Source organism: Oribacterium sp. FC2011 (assembly GCF_000701645.1).
In the GTDB taxonomy this organism is placed as follows: domain Bacteria; phylum Bacillota; class Clostridia; order Lachnospirales; family Lachnospiraceae; genus Oribacterium.
On sequence record NZ_JNJM01000006.1, the window covers coordinates 105,342 to 126,504 of the forward strand.

The 21,163-nt window shown below is 40.9% G+C and carries 19 protein-coding genes and 1 pseudogene; 1 reads left to right on the forward strand and 19 read right to left on the reverse strand.

What is annotated here, in order from left to right; genetic code table 11:
- Window positions 1-2 precede the first annotated feature (2 nt).
- The 15 genes from T357_RS0106440 to T357_RS0106510 form a co-directional block, all read right to left on the reverse strand.
- On the reverse strand, window positions 3-296 hold the full coding sequence (locus tag T357_RS0106440) for a type II toxin-antitoxin system RelB/DinJ family antitoxin (protein WP_031549914.1): 294 nt from the start codon (window positions 294-296) through the stop codon (window positions 3-5).
- A gap of 188 nt (window positions 297-484) precedes the next feature.
- Window positions 485-1,789 carry a tetratricopeptide repeat protein gene (locus T357_RS20105; protein WP_049962313.1) on the reverse strand — a complete coding sequence of 435 codons (1,305 nt, stop codon included), beginning with the start codon at window positions 1,787-1,789 and terminating at the stop codon, window positions 485-487.
- A 275-nt stretch (window positions 1,790-2,064) separates the two neighbouring features.
- On the reverse strand, window positions 2,065-2,256 hold the full coding sequence (locus tag T357_RS22320) for a HepT-like ribonuclease domain-containing protein (protein ID WP_442944863.1): 192 nt from the start codon (window positions 2,254-2,256) through the stop codon (window positions 2,065-2,067).
- Window positions 2,257-2,399: 143 nt separating this feature from the next.
- The gene (locus T357_RS0106455) at window positions 2,400-2,702 is read right to left on the reverse strand and encodes a nucleotidyltransferase family protein (RefSeq protein ID WP_031549918.1); all 303 of its coding nucleotides are present in this window, start codon (window positions 2,700-2,702) and stop codon (window positions 2,400-2,402) included.
- A gap of 145 nt (window positions 2,703-2,847) precedes the next feature.
- Window positions 2,848-3,990 (reverse strand): glycerate kinase family protein, encoded by a 1,143-nt coding sequence (locus T357_RS0106460; RefSeq protein ID WP_031549920.1) that lies wholly within the window; start codon window positions 3,988-3,990, stop codon window positions 2,848-2,850.
- A gap of 196 nt (window positions 3,991-4,186) precedes the next feature.
- Entirely contained in the window at window positions 4,187-4,615 is a 429-nt protein-coding gene (locus tag T357_RS0106465; RefSeq protein ID WP_031549922.1) for a PPC domain-containing DNA-binding protein, read from the reverse strand.
- A 221-nt stretch (window positions 4,616-4,836) separates the two neighbouring features.
- Window positions 4,837-5,727, reverse strand: a complete 891-nt coding sequence (garR, locus tag T357_RS0106470; protein WP_031549924.1) for a 2-hydroxy-3-oxopropionate reductase — start codon at window positions 5,725-5,727, stop codon at window positions 4,837-4,839.
- A 401-nt stretch (window positions 5,728-6,128) separates the two neighbouring features.
- Window positions 6,129-7,775 carry a PrpR N-terminal domain-containing protein gene (locus T357_RS0106475; protein ID WP_031549926.1) on the reverse strand — a complete coding sequence of 549 codons (1,647 nt, stop codon included), beginning with the start codon at window positions 7,773-7,775 and terminating at the stop codon, window positions 6,129-6,131.
- Between the two features lie 274 nt (window positions 7,776-8,049).
- Window positions 8,050-8,964, reverse strand: coding sequence for an MBL fold metallo-hydrolase (locus T357_RS0106480; protein ID WP_031549928.1), 915 nt, complete (start codon window positions 8,962-8,964; stop codon window positions 8,050-8,052).
- Between the two features lie 113 nt (window positions 8,965-9,077).
- Window positions 9,078-10,400 carry an SLC13 family permease gene (locus T357_RS0106485; RefSeq protein ID WP_049962314.1) on the reverse strand — a complete coding sequence of 441 codons (1,323 nt, stop codon included), beginning with the start codon at window positions 10,398-10,400 and terminating at the stop codon, window positions 9,078-9,080.
- 242 nt (window positions 10,401-10,642) lie between these two features.
- Window positions 10,643-11,557 (reverse strand): LysR family transcriptional regulator, encoded by a 915-nt coding sequence (locus tag T357_RS0106490; RefSeq protein ID WP_031549932.1) that lies wholly within the window; start codon window positions 11,555-11,557, stop codon window positions 10,643-10,645.
- Window positions 11,558-11,755: 198 nt separating this feature from the next.
- Entirely contained in the window at window positions 11,756-12,688 is a 933-nt protein-coding gene (locus T357_RS0106495) for an alpha/beta hydrolase (protein ID WP_031549934.1), read from the reverse strand.
- A 105-nt stretch (window positions 12,689-12,793) separates the two neighbouring features.
- A complete protein-coding gene (locus T357_RS0106500) occupies window positions 12,794-14,284 on the reverse strand; it encodes a tripartite tricarboxylate transporter permease (RefSeq protein ID WP_031549936.1) in 1,491 nt (496 codons plus the stop codon).
- A gap of 99 nt (window positions 14,285-14,383) precedes the next feature.
- Window positions 14,384-14,869 carry a tripartite tricarboxylate transporter TctB family protein gene (locus T357_RS0106505; RefSeq protein WP_031549938.1) on the reverse strand — a complete coding sequence of 162 codons (486 nt, stop codon included), beginning with the start codon at window positions 14,867-14,869 and terminating at the stop codon, window positions 14,384-14,386.
- A gap of 102 nt (window positions 14,870-14,971) precedes the next feature.
- A complete protein-coding gene (locus T357_RS0106510; protein ID WP_031549940.1) occupies window positions 14,972-16,105 on the reverse strand; it encodes a Bug family tripartite tricarboxylate transporter substrate binding protein in 1,134 nt (377 codons plus the stop codon).
- A 330-nt stretch (window positions 16,106-16,435) separates the two neighbouring features.
- On the opposite strand from T357_RS0106510, the gene T357_RS0106515 reads away from it, so the two are divergent.
- Window positions 16,436-17,419, forward strand: coding sequence for a LysR family transcriptional regulator (locus T357_RS0106515; protein WP_049962315.1), 984 nt, complete (start codon window positions 16,436-16,438; stop codon window positions 17,417-17,419).
- Window positions 17,420-17,570: 151 nt separating this feature from the next.
- On the opposite strand, the gene T357_RS0106520 is transcribed toward T357_RS0106515, so the two are convergent.
- The 4 genes and pseudogenes from T357_RS0106520 to T357_RS22145 all read right to left on the reverse strand — a co-directional run.
- Window positions 17,571-18,494 (reverse strand): LysR family transcriptional regulator, encoded by a 924-nt coding sequence (locus tag T357_RS0106520; RefSeq protein WP_031549944.1) that lies wholly within the window; start codon window positions 18,492-18,494, stop codon window positions 17,571-17,573.
- Between the two features lie 316 nt (window positions 18,495-18,810).
- On the reverse strand, window positions 18,811-19,959 hold the full coding sequence (locus T357_RS0106525) for a Fic family protein (protein WP_081828077.1): 1,149 nt from the start codon (window positions 19,957-19,959) through the stop codon (window positions 18,811-18,813).
- Window positions 19,960-19,991: 32 nt separating this feature from the next.
- Window positions 19,992-20,768: an MmcQ/YjbR family DNA-binding protein gene (locus tag T357_RS0106530; protein ID WP_334290920.1), complete on the reverse strand. Its 777-nt coding sequence runs from the start codon at window positions 20,766-20,768 to the stop codon at window positions 19,992-19,994.
- Window positions 20,745-21,140: pseudogene (locus T357_RS22145) on the reverse strand (DUF1349 domain-containing protein); the annotation flags it as partial. The pseudogene T357_RS22145 and the gene T357_RS0106530, both read right to left, overlap by 24 nt.
- Between the last annotated feature and the right edge of the window lie 23 nt (window positions 21,141-21,163).

The following is a 21,163-nucleotide window of genomic DNA, read 5'->3' on the forward strand; positions in this document are numbered from 1 at the left end:
CCTTATAGACCATATTTGGACCTCAATTCAGATATAACGACATCTGCATCTTTTACTTTTCCTTCGTTTGCCTGATTTCTGGAAACTTCAAGCTTAGATAATATCTCATCCTCGTTCATTGCTACATAGGGATCACCTGTGACTTTTTTAATCTCAAAGGGAAATCCATTACATGCCACGGCCTGGGTTAGAAACATTCGGATTGCTGAAGTTGTATCTGTTCCTAATTCTTTAAAAAGAGCATCTGATTTAAGTTTTAAATCATCATCTACTCGTAATTGGATAGTACTTGCCATATTTTTACCTCGTAATATAGACTTTATAATTAAATAGTAGTGTTATCACAATGCAATTGCAATGATTTAGCATGATTTTTCATAAATCTTTCATCTTATAAACAAAAACAAAAAGTCTAAAAGACCGGGCGCATCAAACGTCTGGTCTTTCAAAACAGTTGTACTATATAACATACTCAACGAGTATTTTATACTTTTACACAATAATATTCACAAAAATCGTCTCCACCTAACACGACTCTGATACTGTCACCTTCAAAGGTTACATAAAATTCAGCGCCAGTAGACCATTCATTTTCTCCATACTCGGGGCGTTTATAAAATGTCCAGGTTCGGAGCTCGTTTGTATCATTAATGTTCCAAGTGAGTTCAAATGTAGTTTCTGATAAATAGTGAATACTAATAATCCTGGTATTATCCAATTCTACGGGTTCATACCAATTTGTCTCACTTACCGGTTTATAATATACGGTTTGTCCGGTCATAGAACCTGACGCCGACTCGGATATATATTTTCCATCAGCCCCTACATAATATCCGTCAGGTGTATAGGTATTTGTCAGCATGGCACCATCTTCACCAACGTAATAGGTGCCATCGATCCACTGGTTCCTGAGCATGGCTCCGCTATCGTTGAAGTAACATTTCTTTCCGTTTATTTCCTGCCATCCTGTGCGCATGATGCCATCAGTTCCGAGATAATAGGTATTTTCTTCGTATTCCTGAAAGCCGGTGAGCATAACTCCTGATTTATCAAAGAGATACCATAATGCTCCTATCTCCTTCCAGCCAGTTATAGATTTGCCATCGGCATCATAAAAATGTCTTCCGTCTGCCTCATCCACCCACTCATTGAAATGATATTTGCTTTCATCAAGCTTTAACACATAGGTAGCTGTTTTGTGTTCACCTTCGTATCCGGTTTTACTTATCGCATAGTATTCGATGCTGTACTTTCCGCTTTTTCCAAGGGTTATGGGTTCACTATATTCTTTCTCTTTACTGTCGGTTCCTAAATCATCTGCGGAATTTGTATCATTCGCTCCGTCACCTGAAATTATGTAATATATCTTACTGTCCTCCGTTGCATCCAGAGTCAGTCTTATGGGATCTGTATATGTTCCCTCAGCTTCAGAGATGGTGACCTCAGAATTTACATCTGACAAAACATCAGCTATCTTCTGATTTTCCGGCATCAAAGTCACAGCTTCCTGAAGGAATTCAATCTCTTTATCTATGTCGCCGTTTTTTTCATATGTGTCTGCAAGAAGAACGTACAGATCTTCATTCTTCGGATCTATCTCCAGTATCTTCTGCAAGGTCAGGATCGCTTCGTCATAGTTCTCTTCCGCTATGTATTTATTGGCGGACTTAAGCATTCGCCTAATGCGCTGTGCCGGAAGATTGAAATACACCAGTATCCCAACAAGCATTGCCAGAAGGATTCCTGTCACAATAGAAATGATTAAAACTAAATGTGATTTCTTTTCCATACGTACCCCTGATCACTCTTTATGGTTTATACATTCAAAATATAATACATCTTTCCACAAAGAAAAACGCCAAAAACCATTTAAATATTTAGAGTTTTTTCTTTTGTATGCAGGTATATTATCATTTGCTTATTAAATTTTGTTTTAAATCTGATATAACGCATTTTTCGCTGATGGATAGTGAAAAATGTTTTAAGTGAACCTATCATACCAAAAAACGTTTGGCTCTGATGTGCCAAACGCCTTTTTCATCTCCTCATAACTTTTTTTAATCATTACTCCGATAATACTTTTATCTTATCTATCAATATTGGTATTTCATCTAAAACAACATCTGCAATGATATTCCAATTCGTTCCATCGTAATCATGGACAAGTCTATGTCTCAGCCCTGCTATCATGTTCCACTCTATATCAGTATGAAGATTTTTATAGTCATCACTGATACGATATGCATGTTCGTCAATATTATATAAAGGAGTTGTTACAAGCTACTGTAGGGTATAATCTTCCACTAATCTATCTTTCGTGACTTTATTGCTCTTAATATATTCGTTCAGTTTAGAAGCATTTTCATAGATTTTCTTAATACGTTGTTCATCTGAATACTTCATGCAACAAGCACCCTTTCTTTCATTATGGTTTTATAAAACTCACTTTCCTGATTAACCTCATTTATTTCAAATACATCAACATCTTTATCCAATGCTTTACGTAATTCTTCAGCAAAAGCAAATATTCTAGTCAATTTAAAACCGGCTCCACCGTATACAAGAAAATCTAAATCACTTTCGGAATTCGCCTCTTCTCTGGCATATGAACCAAACAAATACACCTCACTAATTCCGTACTTTTGTGCTATAGGAGTAACGACACGTATAATATCCTGAAATGTTAATATTTCTCTTTTCATATCCTCTCCCGATATTATTAATCACCACACAACACATATAACTATGATTTGATTATACGTTTATAATCAGATTCTTTCAATCGTAAGAAAAGCTCCGGAAACAAGTCATTCACATAACTTGTTTCCGGAGCTTTTACTTTTTTGCTTACTTTTTCATTTCCATTCCTGCCTTCAGGAATCTGAACATGCGGACAGCGCCTTTGTAGTAAAGGTCTTCGGCATTATCAAGGGCATCCTTGAGGGGCATGGGGCCGTCAACGGTTGTCATGATTGAGCTGATTCCGTGAGCGTAGATCTTGTCGTAGTCGCGGCCGAGGCTTCCGCAAAGGGCAGCTACGGGAACGCCGTGTTTCTTTGATCTATCACCGATTCCCTGCATTACTTTTCCGAAGCAGGACTGCCAGTCTGTGCGGCCTTCGCCGGTAACAACAACATCTACTCCTTCAAGGCGGCCTTCGAAGTCGATAAGATCAAGTACTGTCTCGATTCCTGACTTCATCTCTGCGTCAAGGAACACCTTAAGAGCTGCACCGAGACCGCCGGCAGCACCGGAACCCTGAATGGTATCAACATCGATACCGAATTCCTTCTTGATTACATCACGGTAGTTCTGCATTCCCTTTTCAAGTTCATCAAGAATTTCAGGAGTGCCGCCCTTCTGCTTTCCGAAGGTATAGGTTGCGCCATCAGGTCCGCAAAGAGGATTTGTAACATCACACATTACTGTAAAGTGAGCATCCTTAGCCTTAGGATCAAGGCCGCTAATGTCTATATGCTCTACCTTTATGAGGTCGCTTCCCTTTCCTTCCAGAACGTTGCCGTCCTTATCGAAGAACTTGATGCCGAGGGCTGAAGCAAATCCCATTCCGCCGTCATTGGTTGCAGAACCTCCGATGGCAATGGCGATCTCCTTATAGCCTGCATCAAGAGCCGCCTTAAGAAGTTCACCGGTTCCGTAGGTTGTAGTGTTTAAGGGGTTTCTCTTCTCTTCCGGAACCATTGGAAGTCCGGATGCGGCAGCCATTTCAAGAATTGCTTCAGTATCAGAAAGTCTTCCGTAGAAGCCGTGCTCAGTCTCCATCAAAGGGCCGTGGACGTCAACATTAACCATCTCTCCGTTACGGGCTTTTACAACTGCTTCTGTGGTGCCTTCACCGCCGTCAGCAACAGGAACGCCGCTTGTTTCGCAGTCTCCGAAAACCTCGTGAGCTGCCTTCGTGAGAAGTTCTATGGTCTGGTCACTTGAAAGGGTGCCCTTGAAAGAGTCTGATGCAAAAAGTAATTTCATTGGTTCTGTCCTCCTGCGTGAAAACATCAGTCGATGTATAATTCACTGTTTCATATCTGATGTTATTTTTAATTATCTTAACGTAAACCATTTACGATACACCCAATATACAAAGAGCAAACGTACTCGAATTCCGTTCAGATTCATTTTTCAATTTCGTTTGTACTGATACCTGAAATGTCCCATGAAGTTTTAATCAGTCAAAACAAAAAAGATTCAATCCGGTATCTGTTATCCTGTCTTTCTCTCTTCCCACATTACCTTCTATTACTGTAATAAACAGCTCACATGTACCGCTAATACGCACTTCCTTAAGGTGACCACCAAAGGCATGTCCCTGGGAATCGGCAGCTGTAATGTGCACATGGAGATAAGGCTTTCCATCCATTTCCGTAACGCTTCCAACTATGGAAGTAAGCTCAAGAGGGATGTCCAGTCTTGTTTCATTAAACTCCTGCTTAGCTACATCATAAAGGCCCATTACAAGATGATCGGCAGCGCCTAAACCCTCTATAGATGCAAGCATTATCTTTTCTTTTTCACATAACTCCATGATTGAAGACATTACTTCTTCCCCACGGTCTATTCTTAAAACTATCTTATCTCCGAATTTTCTGTAATCCATATTTATTCCTCCTCACTTAACTTTGATCACCTATAATGATTATTAGTATTTGTATAAATTATCATATATGGCGAAAGCGACAGCAAGTACCTATTTCACGATCTCACGTCAATGTATCATTTTCTATAGACCAATATAGATTAATACCTTAATAGCTTATAAGTCCCACGGTAAACGCAGGACTTAAAAACTTTATTATATGAAATTGGGATAAAAGGAGATTACTTCTCTACGATTGAAGTTCCTGACATACGCTCATAATATCTTACGATATCGTCATGGTCGCAGGCACCTTCATCATGGTTCATGAGCTCCTGCATTACTTCCATCATCTGAGCGGTCATAGGAACCGGCATGTTGATTGCATGAGCTGCGTTTAAAGCATTGGTCAGATCCTTGATATGAAGGTTGATACGGAAGCCAGGCTCATAGTTTCCGGAAAGCATCATAGGAGCCTTTGCATCCATAACTGTTGAACCGGCGAGACCGCCGCGGATTGCCTGATATACAAGCTGTGGATCTGTGCCGGCCTTCTTTGCAAATGTTAATGCCTCTGCAACGATACCGATGTTTGCGGCAACGATCATCTGGTTTGCAAGCTTTGCAACATTACCTGAACCGATAGGTCCTACGTAAACAACTGATGCTGCCATAGCCTTGAGTACTGGGAGATACTTGTCAAATGTCTCCTTGTTTCCGCCTGCCATAACCGAAAGTGTTCCATCGATGGCCTTTGGCTCTCCGCCTGAAACAGGGCAGTCAAGAAGCTCGATACCGCTCTTTGCAAGCTCTGCTGAAATCTTCTGTGACTCAACCGGATCGATGGAAGACATATCGAGAACTGTGATTCCGCTCTTTCCGCCTTCAACGATTCCGCCCTCGCCAAGTGCAACCTCGCGTACCTGTGGGCTGTTGGGAAGCATTGTGATGATAACTTCGCATCCCTGCTTTACGATATCTGCGGCATTCTTTGCGCCTGCAGCACCCATTGCAACAAATTCATCTATAACAGCCTGCTTATGTGTTGTAACAACAACCTCGTATCCTGACTTAACAAGATTCTTAGCCATTGGCTTACCCATGATTCCGAGTCCGACAAATCCGATCTTCATATGAAACTCCTTTTCCGACATATGGTTCAATGCCTAAAAAACTATTATTTTCGGTAGCTAAACTACTGATAAAACCTGTTTTAAGTTTTATTTATCCATGCTTTCGGGAACTTCTCCCCTGCACGATTTATATCTTATTAGAATTGAAATTTTTAAACAATCTGCATTTAGCACAAAGGAAAGCTTCGTAAATATGCTAAATGTTAATCGGCACAGGTTGCGTTTCTATATATTTTATTATGATTCATTTCAGTTCAGATGTTTGCATTGATTTAGCTGTTACAAAAATATCATTCCATTTCTTTATTCAGTTTTTATATTTAAAAAGAAGCCATCGATCGAAGTGTCCCAGCCGGGAGGAGCATATCAAATCGATGACTCTCTGAGATCATTAGTATTTTTTAAAGTAATCCGTATTTCCTGAGTTTCCTCCAAAGAGTGGTCTTGCTGATACCGAGTTCCGAGGCTGTTTTTTCTCGATTACCCATGTTGTCACTAAGGGATTTAATCAGTCTGTTTTTCTCCAGATCCCCGACTGTAATTGTACGGTTTCCGGACGCAGCTTCCTTCTGATCTATTCCAAAACTCATGGAAGGGTTCTCTGATTCCATCATGTTTTCAGAGGATAACCGGAATGGCTTATCCTCCTCAGAATTGATGCCACGATTGAAATCAGGAACCGCTCTCGGGCCGTAATCCGTATCCGGGATTTTTCCGGACTCAGCATTAGCCTCAGGGCCAATGTCTCCGCCATAAAGTTCCTCATAAAGTTCACATACATCGGTAACCTTCAGGCTTCTGTGATCCGAGGTTATCACCAGTCTTTCGATAAAGCTTTCAAGCTGTATCCTGCCGCCGGGCCAGTAAAAGCTCTGAAGCTTTTTCTCGGCATCCTTTGTCATCACATGATACATTCCGTAGCGTTCTGTGCAGTTCTGCATGTAAATATTGGAAAGATACGGAATATCTTCGGAGGTTTCCATAAGGGAAGGTATCCTTATGGAAAAGGCGGAAAGTCTGGCGTAAAGCTCCGGTATCAGATAGGCTTTTATGTTCCTGGTTTTCGCTATCAGGATGACATTTCTGAACATAAGTATCTCCAGAAGCTTCTTCTGGGAACGAACATCCATGTATTGGAAATTGTCTATGACGAGAGTGCCCCGGAGGGAATCATTCACCCTGCCCTGGCGTCCGTAAAGATCATCGTATGAGGACTGTCCTTTTATGCACTCGTAGCTTACAAGCTTTTCCTGGGAATGCTTTGAATGGTTGTGCATGGCGTTCACAAAGGCCTTGTGGAGATTTCCTATAGGCTCAAGAATAAGCTTCGGGCAGTCGGTTTTTGACAGCTTTTCTGCCAGGTCCACGGCCGCCTGCATTTTTTCGCTCTTATAGGGGAAGTTCACAAACTGCTCTTTGCGTTTACCGGAGGATTTTCCTTTTTCAAGGACAGCATGGGCCGGTATGTCGCTGTTTTCAAAGGTGTCTGCAAGAAGGAATGCTTCTTTGATGGCATTCTTCATGGCATCCTCGGTGTTGGCCATAAAAAGTGCCGGGATGCCTGCATTATCAGCAATGGTGAGAACGGTCTTTCCGCCTATGATGAGATCAGCTTTATCTTCCACTGCCTGAAGTGCGGCTGCTTTCAGAAGTTCCGGGTTCTGCACCAGATATTCCTTCATCTGAACATGACATTGCTCACCTATACCCGTCATATCACAGGTCATGTTCTTGAACATAACTAAAGCGATATTGGGATTCTCTTTTCCAAGTACCCTCTTCGCTTTCTCGATCATGTTGATGAGTCCCTGCCGGGTCATAACGATCTCCACAACCGGGATATCCGTGTACTGTTTAATGATTGTAGCCTGGAGGCCTCTGGCGATAATGATATCCGTTCCCTGATTTATGGCCTGTCTTGCTTCCGAAACCGCGCTTTCGGTTTCTATCACCTTCATCATAAAGAGCCGTTTTTTCATCTCCTGCAGTGCGTCATGTGCCAGACGGAACAGTTCATCATTAGGTACAAGTAATGCGATATTTGCCATAAATCCTCCAAAATGTACAGGTATAGCTCCAAATGAATACGTAAATTCATTCTGATTCCAACCTGATTGCTTATATCTCAATTTTATTAAGCCCTTGGCATGTAATATTGATTTCAAATTATTTCATCTTGATTCATTTTTGTATTTTAGCACAAAAATGAGCACGGTACAGAGTACCATGCTCTTAGTCAGATTAGAAATACTGATTTCGTTATAAGTTTTTCTCAATCTCCTTATTCAGCTAAATATACCCTTAAGGGGGGAAGGGGGTATACTAATCGTTAGCTAATATTGAAAGATTTACACTATACCAGCGATATGGTTCAGGATTAAAGGCTCTGGAAGGGCTTCCTTTACTTGAAAGAATTTCATTCACCTTACTAAAGTATTCATTGAGATCTTCTCTGGAAGCTCTTGCATTATTGTGATGTAACGGCATCATCAACTGCGCCCCCATATCTAAGATCTGCTGAGCACAATATTCAGGGCTATAGCTTCTGATTCTGTGGCGAAGCATAAGATTTGGCTTTTCCTCAGTCATATGCTTTACATGTTCCTCATAGTCACGTCCTGCAGAAAAATCTATTTTGAAATTCTCATGGGTTTCAATCATAAAATTCATGTTAAAGATTGACCCAAGTGCTCCAAGTCGAGTCGGACATGGAACACCAAATCCTTCAAGTCCTCCTGTAAGGTTACCCGGATCACTCGGCCTGCGAAACCTACCTTCTCTGAAAGATCTGTTATCGTGGGCTCCCGGATAAGTTTTTAATGTAAAATCATCGAAATAATAAGTATTACCGGGATACAAAGGATATATTGTCCCATATGGTATATCAAATGTTCTCGCCAGTTCTTCACAGCATCCTGCCGGACACAGCACTCTGCCGTAAAACTTATTCCAAAGTTCACCAACAAGATTACAATGATCTCCATGAACATGATTCAAGATAATATAATCGGCACCTGTAAAATCGTCAACAGAAAAACCAGTCTGTGAATAAATATCCCTTTCCATTTTTTGACTTTTGCTAAGATCAGCTATCCCATCATATTTTGATGCATCCAGATAGAATGGATCTGTTACAATAACTTTTCCATTAGGCAGCACTATCTCGTAGCATTGAACAGATATCCATCTAATCTTTAAAGAACAGGATATTATCTCTGTTTTATAATCTTCACTCATTTATAATCCCTTTCATTTCTCTTTAAACATATGTATTTTACATTTTTGGCAAATAATTCTATCTATAAGTCGTTTAATGACCTAATTCTTATCTTCATTTTCCGTATTCAAATTCATGCTGTGTAAGCCGGAAATATAGTCATGATCCACAATACACCAAATATTCCGATGATAAGACTTGGAATCCAACTCATCTTAATGAGATCTTTCTGATCATAACCTCCAAGTCCTACAGCAAGAGCTATAGTTCCGGTTGAAGCCGGTGTCCAGAATGCACTCTGTCTTGCGCAAAAAAGAAGAAGCAAAGGTCCCACAGGATTACAATGCAATGACTGACATGTAAGAATCACGATAGGCGTAAAAATCTGACCTACACTGGTATTGTTCATAAATTGAGTCATTATGAATGGTATAAAGAAAAACATTCCGCCAATTATATAACCATTTCTTGTGTTTCCAACTAAAGCGGCAAGGACATCACCTATAACTTCGCCAAGGCCACATTCCACCATAGCGCCTCCAACAACACCCGCTGCAGCCAACATCAGGATGATACGCATAGGAATTGCTTTGATACCCTCTTTAGGTGTAAGAACACCGGTAAACATGACTATCGTAGCGCCTGCAAATGCTATTTCCCAGGCTTTTATATCGCCCAGCTGACTTTGGAAAATGAGGCAAAGTGTAACAACCGCAAAAATAGTATATCCCAAGGCTTCCCTTACCGGATTAAGTGGCGGAAGCTCTTCCTTATTCTTTTTCTTTGCATCAGCTGCACCAATATTGATCTCCGCCGAAGGCTGATCCGGACATAATTTAGGTGCAAAAAAGATAGCATAGATCATTATCATCAGTGCTATAGGAAGCCGCCCCTTCATGGGGTCAAGTAAAGTCATTGCGTAATCTGTATAACCGTAACTTTCAAGATAGGCATTTTGCGATGCATAGGTAGTTGCAGCAACACTGAGCGGTACTACTCCGCATCCAGCGATATCTACAAGTGCAAGCGGAAAAATCATCTTAGAAGGACTTACATTAAAATCATCACAACAACATACTGCCAATGGTCCAACGATAGCAAATGCCGTTGTAGGAAGAAGTCCAAGGTTGACAAGCGCAAATGTCAAAATCGCATATCCCGCAAGCATGACAGTAAATCTACCACCACTTACTTTATATACAAGTTGAGTTACTTTCTTTACAGCCTGAGTTCTGCTAAAACCTGCGGCTATAATAAACATACATATGATTTGAATCGAATTAGACGTGAGAATATCCGCCACTATAGTTTTTGACGGCAATATACCAGTTATATCAATCATAAGAATTGCCATCATAGCAACTGCGCCGTTGGATATTTTGAATTTTTTTCCAAACACATAGCCCAACATCATAAATATCAAAATCGCCAGACATAGTATCATTTGAATAGTCATTATTACTTGTTCTCCTTTTTCTTTTTTAATCGCATGCAGGTTTTTGTACAAGTCAAGACTGCCTTTAAATATTATTTTTGGTACCTTTGATGAGATTATTCTAATTAGTCGTACCTCAATGTGTCCAATATCACATAACGTGAAACTCATAGCTATTTGGCATGAGTATGCACCTGATTGTATACATTTTTTGTACCAAAAAGCTCGCTACTTTGTAGCGAGCTTTTCATGTCATCTGGAGTCTACTGCATAAAAACGGCCTTTACCACATTAATGAGACGTATATATGACGCTGTATTGTAAAATTCATTTAAACATACCAAGTATACCTGATAATTTATATTTTGTTCCGGATGTATCAAATAGAGATTCTCTTTCTTGTCAGAACTATTCCAACCATTCTTTTCTACAGGAACAAAAGTACTGGCTATCCCGGACTTAACCATAGCAGCTCGGCTTTGACTGTTTGTAACATCCATTATTTCCAGAGACACCTCATTCTGCTTTAGCATACTTTCAACTATATTTCTGCTGGAACTACCAGGCGCATTAACCGTGAATGTTTCATTCTTGAGATCTTCAAGACGCAATACAGGGTATTTTATCCCATCCACAAAACAAGCTTTTTTAGCCAGTGGACTCCCTGTACGTAGTCTGACTCCAACACAAATGTCTTGCAGAGGCTCATAATGCATATAATCCTCTCTATCTAATGTTGCAAGGATTACTGCATCCAAAGATTGATCCAACAATCCATATTTCAAACTTTGAGTGTCTCTGGTTTGAATTTGTAATATCTGTTGCGGATTTTCTCTGTAGAATTTTTCTAAAATGGTTCCCGCTAAGCATACTGTTCTCTGATATGTCAATCCCAAAACCAACGTATCTCTCTGTTGTTTAAGCCTTCTTAGTTGTTCTTCAAACCTAGAATGAGATATTACTATATCTCTCGCCATTTCCAAAAAAAATTCTCCTTCTTTTGTCAACTTGACTGATACTCCCTTAACACGCTTGAACAACGAAATATCATATTCCTTCTCTACTTTTTTCACACACTTGCTAAGGGATGGCTGCGCAACAAAAAGTTTCTCAGCTGCTTTTCCAATACTGCCTGCTTCTGCAATAGACGTAATATATATAATATCCCTTATGTTCATTGATTAAAATCCTCGTTCTTCAGTAATGGCAAATCCGGAAGCTGAAAAGTCTACCTGTTACTGAAAATATTTTAACACAGAACACTCTGATTTGCAGAATATAACCTACTGAAATATAACTTCAGCGGACTTCCTCCGCAATAGTCCATCCGAGGCATGAGCTATTGCGGAGGAAGTCCGCTGAAGTTATGTTACGATTTATTCACCTTTCAGATGTCTGTCAAAGAACTCCGCGATGAGATCCTTTGTGGAATCCTGGAAGAAATCCTTTGTGCCGTGACCGGCGTTATGAAGGATATAAAGATCTGCCTTGTCACCCTGACCGGCATCAATTATCTTCTGATAAAAATCTTCACTTACATCCACCGGTACCAGCTTGTCAATGTCTCCGTGCATGATCATCACAGGACACATCTTATCACTGATGAGATATGGAGGGCTCACCTTCTTTGAACGCTCTATCATATCTTCATTATACTCTCCACCCATAACGGCTCCGCCATGGGAGGCTGCAACATTTTCCCAACGATAGTTTGCTGGATCAGCTTTATAAAGGCTTTCCTCGAATTTAAGGAGCCAGGGAATGTCTACCGGACCGAACATATCAACGCAGGCCTGCACTTCGTCAGACTCTGATGCCCACTCACTTCCGTGGAAATCATCAACATTCATTCCTGCAAGGGATGCCAGATGTCCGCCTGCTGAGCGGCCGATGATTCCAATACGGTTCGGGTCAATCTCATATTCTGCTGCATGAGCTCTTAAAAATCTTATTGCGGTTTTGACATCGATAATCTGATCCGGCATATGTCCTTCTGCAGAGCTTCTGTAGTAAATGGATGCAACCACATATCCCCGGTCTGCAAGAAATGCCATCTCAGCCACCATGAGATTTTTGTCGCAGCCTCTGTAGCCGCCACCGGGAACCCAAACTATGCAGGGCTTCGGGGTCTTGTCCTCTTCATCTACGATACCTGCCGCAAATCTCATCTCACTGTTTCCGTTCTGCAGCATTACAGACATCTCCAGTTTCATAGGATTTCCGTTAAGGTCTTTCACTTCGCTATAAACTATACTATCCAGGAAATTGATACTCTTTCTTTTCTTTCCGGGTTCTATTACTGTTCTCATACTATACCTGCTTTCATTTCAAAATTGTCACCGATGTCCGGCTGTACTTTCTAAGTCTCATCGATTTTTTCTCAATACTATTTTTCTGAATTTATGCTGCCTTCGCTAATTTCTCTGCGCTGTTTTTTTTAACGCTTTCCGGATCATAGGTCCGAATAAGCTGTAAACAGTTATAAGAATAAAGATAAGTGATATAGGTCTTATGAAGAAAAGTGAGTAATCTCCCTTACCATAAGAAACACCCATTCTGAAGTAGCTCTCAATCTTTCCGCCCAGGATAAATGCAAGCATAAGCGGAGTCATGGGAAGTCCAAAGTAATCCATCACTATACCAACCAGTCCGAAGAAAAGTACCAGATAAACTGAGAACATGGAGGTTGTCGATGAAAATGCTCCCATAAATGCAATCATAAGGATCGCACTGTAAAGGTAGTGATATGGTGCTTTAAGGAGCAATGGGAAATACTTCTTTGTAAGGAGCTCAGTTACAAAAATAAGGATTGCAGAAACAAGTACAGTTGCAAATATAAGATCAGCCAGTACAGGATTTGTTCTTATGAACATAGGTCCCGGCTGAAGACCATGGATGGTCATGGCGGACATAAGTAGTACGGTTGTGGCATCTCCGGGGATACCAAGAGATATCATAGGAATGATAGCACCGCCGACACCGGCATTGTTTGATACCTCTGTGGCCCATACACCCTCATCCACACCGGTTCCGAAAAGCTCCGGATGCTTTGACATTTTCTTAGCCTGACCGTATGCAAGGATGTTCGAAATACCTGAACCCATGCCGGGAAGGAATCCTATCCAGAGCCCGATGAACAATGAAACCACAATTACCTTAATGTTATCTGTAAAGTCCTTAAGTGTAAGTCCGATTCCGCCGAGAGCGCCCTCGTCAACCTTTGGCATCTCCTGATTGCCCTTTGCATAACTTGTAGCCACCTGCTGAAGAGCGAAGGTTCCCATGAGGAGGCAGACAACATTGATACCGCCGAAAAGGTTATAGTTATTGAATGTAAATCTCATCTGGTTTGTAACGGAATCAGTCCCGACGCAGGCAAGCCAGAGGCCAAGGAAAGCTGCTGTCATACCCTTGAAAACCGAACCGTTTGAAAGTCCTACAACCATGGTGATGGCCATGAGGCAGAGGCTGAAATACTCCCATGGTCCCAGTTTTAATGCTATCTCCGCAATGTAGGTGGAGCAGAGAGTTGCAACGATGATGGAAATGAAAGTTCCTATGAAGGAACCTGTGATGCCGATGGAAAGTGCCTTTGCAGCCTTTCCTTTTTTAGTCATGGGATAACCGTCGTAGCAGGTTGCGATGGATGCAGCCGAACCGGGAATTCCAACGAGAACCGCTGCGATAAAGGAACCCGAAACACCACCGACATACATACCGACAAGCATTGAGAAGCTGAGCTCAGTGCTCATTGCAAATGTCAAAGGAAGTATAAGTGTGATACCAAGTCCTCCGGAAAGTCCAGGTATGGCACCGAGAACTGCCCCCACCAGTGTACATAAGTACATCATTATGAAGTTCATGGGCTGGAGCAGTGTCAAAAGCGCTGTCATATAATCTGCCATTTTTAATGTCTCCTTATTTCAATACTAAGTCCCTTTTATAATTCTCTTCGGGACTTGAGTTGTTTTTCTGTCTAATGTAATCAGACTGTATCTTTTGCATCAGATCATCTTGATTCCGAGGCTGCTCCAAAGTGTTCCCTTCGGAAGGGGGATATTGAAGCCCTTTGTAAATCCAAAGTAGCAAATGCTTCCCAGCAGCATGCAGAAAATGATGCAAAATATTACATTGAACTTCTTCTCACCCTTTAGTGTGAATATGAACAGGAAAAGTCCTGCCATGGAAGTGATCCAGAAACCTATGAAGTTCATAAGGAATGCGAACAGAAGACATTCAGCTATGATGATGGCAAGACGTGTGTAACCTGCCTTATCCAGATACTCTTTGTTTTCATCCTTTTTTCCGTCAAACACCATAGAAAGGATAGCGAATACCGCTATGCCTATTGCAGAGATAAACGGAAAGAGTCTGGGACCCGGCTCGTTGGAAACAAGCAATTCAGGGATGTGGGCACTCTCAAATGCGATCCATGCGGAAAACAGCACCATGAAAATCCCCATAACATATGTACGGTTAAGTTTTTTCATAAAAGGTTGCTCCTTTAAATGTTTTATTTAGAGATGATTTTCAGAGAGGTTGTGCCCGGCAGAGTCAACATACCGGGCACTGAAAACTATGAAAAAATATTATTATTTTTTGAGACCCATTGATGTTACAAGAGCATCAAGATTTGACCACTCATCATCGAGACCCTTCTGAGAATCAGCAAGGTTTGTAGGCTCTGCAAAGGTTGCCATCTTGTTCATGCCGTCAACATAGGAAGTCTGCTCTTCTGCCTTTACGATAGCCTGGTTGATAGCCTCAGCAGCTTCATCTGAAACACCTGCAGGAGCAAGTACATAGTAGTTTGAATCCCATGTGGTTTCTACGCCCTGCTCTAAAGTTGAAGCAAACTTCTGATCAAGCTCTGAACCGAGAAGCTTGCCCATAGACTCAAGAGTAGATGCTTTTGGTCCGAGAGTTCCGAGAACTGTAAGCTTTCCGTCAGCGTCATAATCCTGAGCATTAGGAATTGAGCAGTTTGCAATGTTGATTGCATTTGAAGCTACGTTTGTAAGCTTGTCAGCCTCTGATGAGCACTGTACGTAGTTTACAAGTGAAGCATCACCCACAAGTGCATCCATAAATGAAGTGAAAAGGATCTGTGTTGTTCCGCCAAGTGAGCATCCTACAGTAAGCTCGCCCGGATGAGCCTTGATATACTCAGCAAGCTCTGTGAAGTTTGTGTAAGGTGCTCCGGGATTTGTGATGATAGCCTGTGGACCGCCCTGATTGAGAAGACCTACCGCTCTCATATCATCCTTTACGGAAACGCCTGATGCACCTGTCAGGAACTTGATAACAGCACCGCCGTGGCAGGTAAGAAGTGTTGTTCCGTCTGCCTGAGCGTTCTTGGCATGCTGCATTCCGACTTCTTCTGTGTCGTAGTTTGTAACTACGAAATTAACATTAGGACAAACCTCTGTAAGTGCCTGGGTAAGATAACGTGTGTAAAGGTCGGTTCCGCCGCCTGCCTTTGCAGGAACATCTACATAAACTGTGGTTCCATCAGGCCAAACTGAGCTTACATCTACTGCTCCTGCTGATCCTGTATCGGCAGCTGCGGCAGTTGTTTCGCTACCTGCTTCCTGCTTTGCTGCGGCGGTTGTTTCGGCTGCCTTTGCTGCAGTTGTTGCAGCTGTGTTTGATGAAGATCCGCAGCCTGTGAGCAAGCTAAGTGCCATTGCTGCTGTGATTACTGTTGCCATAAACTTCTTTCTCATAAATCCTCCTAACAGACTGTATTTCTCATTAGTACAGGTTATTTTTGAGCAGACCCGTCCCTCTTAATTAAATTTAAATTTTGCGGGTTTATAATTTTCAAAAATCAGGATATACTTATGCAGAAATACATAAATCTTATTGATTTGTCTTGCGACCTTTCTTAATATGGTTCGATTATAGGGATTTTTAAGTTTTGTATCAATCTTGAAATAGTTATCCGATTTATTAGTAAAAGTTATATATAATAGATATGTTGGTTTAATTATCTTATTCGTATTAGTTTAATGAAAAAGCATTATCCTGATGTATAACAACAGGGAGAAATAGTCATGAATATAAAGGCGTGTACCTACCTAGTAACAATAGAAGAATGTAAATCCCTTTCAAAGGCAGCATCGCAGCTTGGCATCTCACAGCCTGCGCTTTCCAAATTTCTGGCAAATATGGAAAGCACCTTGGGACACCGGCTTTTCATTAAAAGTCAGAAATCACTGATACCTACGGATGCCGGAGAAGTATACCTCGAATCCTGTAGAAACATCATAAACATTAAACAGCGAACCTATGCTTCCATTTTGCAGCTTTCCCAGGCGCCTTCAAGTACCATAACCATCGGTCTTACGCCCTACAGAGGCGCACAGTTTTTCAGTGATATTTATCCTGCCTTTTCCGAACGGTTTCCAATCATACAGGTCAAAACCAAAGAAGGATATATGTCTGAACTCAAAGAAGCTGCTAAGAAATCCGAGGTAGATGTAGTTATAGGTACTGTCACTCCCTCCGATGAAAAAGACTTTACTTTTGCATCCGTAAGCTACGAACAATTGTGTCTGGCAGTTCCCCTCTCTCATCCTGCGGCTTCAAAAAGTGATGATTCAGGAAACTACTTTCCGACCATAGACATTAAAGAATTTTCAGATGCTCCGTTTGTTATGTGGGGTTCCAGCACAACCAATGCAAAGAATATAGAAGAATATATGGCGCGCAACAACTTTACTCCTACGGTGGTTCAAAGAAGTAACAATGCTCTCATGATGAACGAAATGCTGAAGACCGGTGTAGGTGTCGGCTTCCTGCCACGCTCTTTCTGCAAGGCTAAACAGGGCAGAGTTTACTTCTCCACCTGGCCTCCTGTCCAGACATTTAACGGAGTTTTCTATCTTAAAGAAAAACAGCTATCAGAAGCAGAACGCTATTTTGTTTATCTCATGATCAGAAATTCTGTCAGGTCTGAAATCCTTACCGGCACCAATGTTTACTTCAACAAAACGTCACGAGCCATAATAAATGAATTTGGTGGGTTTGAGATGTAAGTTCAGTACATAAACAGTTCAGGGCCGGCATGCATACCTTCAAATACAAATCGCTGTATCTTTGAAATCCATAACAGCTGAATGTATCAAAATGGATGTACGTCGGCCCTGAACTATATGCCTTGCTTTTAAAAAACCGGGTTCGATTTAATCAGGCTATAAAATAACGTTTCAGTTCTTTTACTGCCGCATCAATGATCGGAGAGGCAGTTGTTTTTTTATGTATGGCGGTGAGATAAAAATAGCAGGGATCTCTGAAAGACTCTATGCGAAGTCCATCCTCATTTACCAGAGATCTGGGAATGACAGCCTTACACTCACCGTTTTTCACCAGAGACAGGGAAATGTTAAAGTCATTTGTTTCTGTGTATATCTCCGGAATATTGTTTTCCTCTGAAAATATCCTGTCCAGAATTTCTCTTAAATATGAGTCCTCTGTAGGGATTATGACCGGAAGCTTATCAGAAGCACTTGAATGTTCATCTGCTTCTGTTTTAATAACAGCCCCGGAAAATTCCATATTCGAATCAGTACTTATATCCGCTGTCTGATCATTCCCGCCCGGGGAAATCATAACAAGCTCATCCTTAAAGATGTGAATGTAGTCAAAAAAATCCCTCTGCTGATATATATCCGGAATGAATGCCATGTCAATGCTTCCGTTCTCAAGAGCCTCACGGGTATTCATGGTATTGTTGGTATGAACTCTGACAGAAACCTTCGGAAACTGTTTTTTAAGCTTAGGAAGTATATTTATATAAACCACCGATTGAAGATATGGGGCTACAGTAAAATCAAAAACCACCTTATCTTCATCATTCAGACTGTTAAGCTTCTTCTGTGCCAATGCTTCCTCACGAAGTATCGCACGTGCCCCGTTAAGATAAATCTTTCCCGCATCCGTCAGCACCATCTTTTTCTTCTCTTCCCGGAAAAGAGGCGGAACCCCCTCCTGCTTCAGCTTCGCAAGCTGCTGGGAAAGTGCCGACTGGGTGATATACATCTTCTCCGCCGCAAGAGACAGATTCCCAGTCTCCGCAATGGCAACAATATATTCAAGCTGTTTCAGATTCATAACGAATCCCCCTACTGGTAAATATCTCATACATCATATAGCCGAATACATTTTACAGCAAGAATTATTAACAGTTCAGCCAGAGATCTTTAATATTGATTGAGTTCCTTTCAGAAGCCTGCTCCTTCATCATCAGTTTTGCATCCTGAATTTACAAAATTGATAAAAACAATATTGATTATATTTGTGGGAAATTGAATTTACAAATACAAAAAGCACGAGTGGATGTAGGTCCATCTCGTGCTGTAGATCATCTGCTTTGATCAAAGCGATTTAGTCTTTCGCACCGCCCTTATCTTTTATATTAGTTTTAACATCACACAATGAACCGATATTTCCCCTTTCCTGCCCCGGTTATTTTCTCAGTTAATCCCAGAGAATACATCTTTCCAAGCAGTGTAGAAGCAGGTCTTTCAGTTATTCCAAGTACCTCTATCACATCACTTCTTCCAAATATCTTTTCCATCCTAAAAGCTTCATACAACTTTGTAATATTGCTCTTCATCTTAGATGAGATTTCTTTGGTATCCAACAGATTCAAAATGCTGTTTTGTTCTGGAATGTGTTGTCCAATGTGCTGTTCAATGTGCCGTTTTGATGCTGAATGTGTTGTTTCTTCCCATCTGATATGCATATATCTGTTTTTAAGCTCGTTATGCTCCCCCATAAGGAGATTCCTAAGAAATGTCTCCAAAAATGACATATCCTCATATATGCCATTTTTTACATCCCTGTAATTTGCCCTTACAAGTGAATTTCTGAAATACCAGGCATTCTTAGCAAATACATCATTGGTCACATCAAAGCCCATTGACCTTAGGTATTTTATAAAAAAAACGGCTGTTGTCCTCGTATTTCCTTCGCAAAAGATATGAATCTGCCAAAGGCGTGAAACAAAGCGGGCTAAATGCTTTATGATCTCGCTCATAGTCAGATCCACATAGGAAAATTCCTGCTCAGTTTTAAAGTCATACTCTAAAGTCTCACGAAGCTCCAGTGCTCCTCCATACATTACAGATGCACCATCCAACACCCATTCATCTTTACGGATGTTATAGTCTCTGATCTTCCCTGCATGTGAATAAACTCCTGTAAAAAGCCTACGATGAATGGAAATATACTGTGCCGGTGAAAATACAAAGGAACTGTCAGATAAAATCTCTGCAATATGCACTGCTACCTTATCAGCCTCTTCTGTGCCTTCTGGAACATGATTAGCTGATTCACTGTAATAGCTGTCAATCCTCTTTTTTACCTCGTCAATACTGATGTTACCATCAATATTTTCTTTCGCAGTATTCAAAAGATATTCAGATGGTTGTAGTCTATCTACATCCTGCAAACCTACAGCGGTCTGCCACGCATAAGCCTTATCAGCTTTATCCGGTTCCCCTAATCTGATATATTCCTCAAAAGGGTCTTCATTAATCTCATTAATTTTCCCTGTTTTTTTGCTATCTTTCATATATCCAAATGCTCCTTAGGAAATGTGTTTCTTTATTTCAAAGCTGAGCTTAGGCTGTTAGCGATTCCCCTCGGTCCTCGCACAGCATATATTCCATACTCAGATTTCAGTCTGTCAAAAGTAAACTTATCAGGCTTATATCTCTTTTGTAGTTTTATCTTCATAAGTGCCGTAATCTTAAGATTCTTATCCTCATACTCATAAGGAATATCGACCTCTGTAACCTTACACTTATAGAGAATTGCAGATACAGGTGCGCCTACATACATAAACACTGTATCGCCTTTTATAATCCCTGCGCCCTGCTTCCAGTCTATTTCATCAACATTATCAAAGGCATGTTCAATGTCATAGTATTTTGGATTTGCAGGCACTATCCATTCCTTAGGCTGACGGAACTTATCCTTTTTCTTCTTAGATGCAGTATCTAAAAAACTGGCATCAACCATATTGCAGATTTCATCAAGACTAACTGTGCCATCAATCAAAATTGTGATCCAGCTGGTCTTATTCATATGATATCCAGGAAAAAATCCCGGTTGCTGCAAAAGTATATCCCTCAGCATCAAATCATCAATTTTAACATTTATGACATCAGCTTCCTCAGATGATGCCATGCCTAACTTATCCATGCTTATAGTGGCTGTAAGCGCAAACCATTTACGATTATCTTCATGTCTGAATATCGCAAAGCTTGGATATTTTTTCCAAAGATATTCCGGAGATGCTTTGTATTTTTCCTTTATGTATTTGGATACATCATCCCTTATGGATGTCATGACATGCCTCCTACTAAGTCTATACCACATCTGCTTTACATCTGCTGAAATAGCCGTAGTTGCCCAATCAGAATACCCATGATTTGTAACAACAGAGCCAAGATGCTGGAACTTTTCGTTTTCATACTCAACAGAAGCCTTGAGCCAGTTCTCTGAATCAAGATACATGACAATCCCACACTGATCAAAACGATGATGGCTGTTAGTAAAGTCTGTCTTTACCATAAAGGAGAAGAATTTATCATCTGTTTCCATCTGCAATACAGGAGCATTGTCATTCCTAAAATGATAGTAGGTTCTCTGCCACAAATCTGTGTGCGGCATCGTTGTTACCTCAATGCATTTTTCTGTGATTTTATAATCCTCCGGCTCCCTGAGCCATTTCATTTTTTTAATCATCATTATCACCCCTGTATTTTGTATAG